The following is a 2,038-nucleotide window of genomic DNA, read 5'->3' as shown; positions in this document are numbered from 1 at the left end:
AATTTGTCCCATAGCGAGTCCTTCCATTGATGGCTGAATAATACACCATCAAATGCCGGGACTAAACACCTAGGCAACAAATCACGGCATGAAGCCAAGCAGCTTCTAGAAGAAGCTGAGGCTGGAGGCATTGATCGCGCAGGAGGGAGATCACCCTCCGAAACCCAATTGCAGGAACGAAGGTCGCGCTTCGATAAATATGAAGCAGGCGTAATTTCTGCCGGAAATGCGGATAATCCTGCTTTCATTGAGTTCAAAAATATATATGAAAAAGCATTGATGGCAGGCGATATCTATTACAATAAATCAATACCCGGGGTCACGGGTGATTTTGTCCGGCTTAAAGGCATGTCAGTGTCCAACGCCACCGGTGGGGCACTGACCGCATCAATGTTGATAGATGCCGAAAGTGGATATTATGCGGGATTATACAAGAATGCCAAAACTGGTGAGCTGGTATACGTAAATCGCGGTACTAATAATTGGCTGGATTGGGGAACCAACAAAAATCAGGCATTTGGTATTCCGGACCCTCAATATGAGCGCGCAATAGACAATGCACAAAAATTGCGGCAAGCCAATATAGATGTAACTTATGTGGGTCATTCGCTTGGCGGAGGATTGGCGACGGCGCAGGCGGTGGTATCCCGTCGTTCAGCGATCGTATTTAATCCTGCCGCAGTCCATCCGAACACTGTGGGCGGTGCAGAGACTTTGGCGCGGCAGAACAGCCTTGTAACCAATATTACCGTAGATGGTGAGTTCCTCTCTTTCTGGCAGGACAAGCCGGGCGGAATCGCAAGCGCTGGTGGTCGCAGAGTGACGCTTGATCCGGCAAACTTGGCGCGACCGCGTGGTTTCTATATGTCAATTCCAGTCAGTAAAAACTTCAACCCATTTGACAATCATTCGACCTATACGGTGCTGGATTCTATTTTTTACCGCTACGAAAGTGGTAAGGGCTTTTGAGTAAAGGGGCTAAAGAGGGGCTGACTATGTGGAAGATGATTGCGATATCTGTTGGCCTTGTAATGGCTGGTTTTGGAGGAAGCAGGGCGATGGATCAGACGGTTGATGGCAAGCACGCGAGCGATGTCTTTGTCGATCCACCAGTTGCGCAGCTTGCCCGGGCGGCCTGTGCAGATAACGTAGCTAAAGTAAATGAACTTATTTCTCAGGGCGTTTCCCCGAATGCCCGCGGCGCAAATGGCATGACGCTTTTGTTCTGGGCGCTGGACTGTGGAAAGCCGGAAACGGTTGAAGCATTGCTAAAAGCTGGTGCTGATCCCAATCTGGCTATCGGAACTGCCGAAACGCCACTTTACCGCGCCGCGAGCTACAAAGACCCGGCTTATTTGCGCCTGATGCTGAAATATGGCGGCGATCCCAACATGCCAATGGCGGATGGTGATACGGTTTTAAGAGTGGCGTTTATGGCAGGTAAATACGGCAGCCAGTGGCAAAATTATTACATGCTTCTTGATGCGGGAGTAGATGTGAATTTGCCGGAACGCGGGGCTGGCGGGATAGGTATTGCGGACAGTGCCGCAGTCAGTGGCTTCCCTAGCAAGGCGGTCGAACTGCTGGAGCGGGGTTATAGCTATGATCTATATGGTCTTGCCCTTTCCATTTACGGCAGCGGCATGAACACTGTGACCACCGAACACCCCGAGCCCCTGCGCAACGAACCCGAATATAAATATATCGGCATTGCGGCCCGAATGTTGAAGGAGCGCGGCGTCGATACTGAAAAGGTAAAGCGCCAAATAGACGACAACGACAAGGAGGTTGGGGCAGGCCTAAAGCAAGATTACAGCTTTGAAAACGACAATCCGGAATAACATTAAACTGCCGGACCGCTCTCTTCTATAGGTGTCAACCAGTCGACGACCTACAACACGACGTTCTACCTCAACGGCTTCGGCCAGATGACCGGTGCGATAACCCCTAAATAGGTTTCGCTTGCAATGTAGGATTTGCTTTGGGATTCTATGAATTGGTCCGGCATCTGTTGCACGACCGGCTCTTTGAACATGTT

At 50.4% G+C, this 2,038-nt stretch carries 2 protein-coding genes; both read left to right on the top strand.

What is annotated here, in order from left to right:
* Nucleotides 1-279: 279 nt before the first annotated feature.
* On the top strand, nt 280-969 hold the full coding sequence (locus HEQ34_RS14250) for a hypothetical protein (RefSeq protein WP_296201571.1): 690 nt from the start codon (nt 280-282) through the stop codon (nt 967-969).
* A 26-nt stretch (nt 970-995) separates the two neighbouring features.
* A complete protein-coding gene (locus tag HEQ34_RS14245) occupies nt 996-1,841 on the top strand; it encodes an ankyrin repeat domain-containing protein (RefSeq protein ID WP_296201569.1) in 846 nt (281 codons plus the stop codon).
* Nucleotides 1,842-2,038: the final 197 nt, after the last annotated feature.

It is taken from the genome of Sphingorhabdus sp., assembly GCF_023910635.1.
In the GTDB taxonomy this organism is placed as follows: Bacteria; Pseudomonadota; Alphaproteobacteria; order Sphingomonadales; family Sphingomonadaceae; genus Sphingorhabdus_B.
Note: the sequence above shows the minus strand (reverse complement) of the source record. Positions and strands in the feature narration are given on the sequence as shown.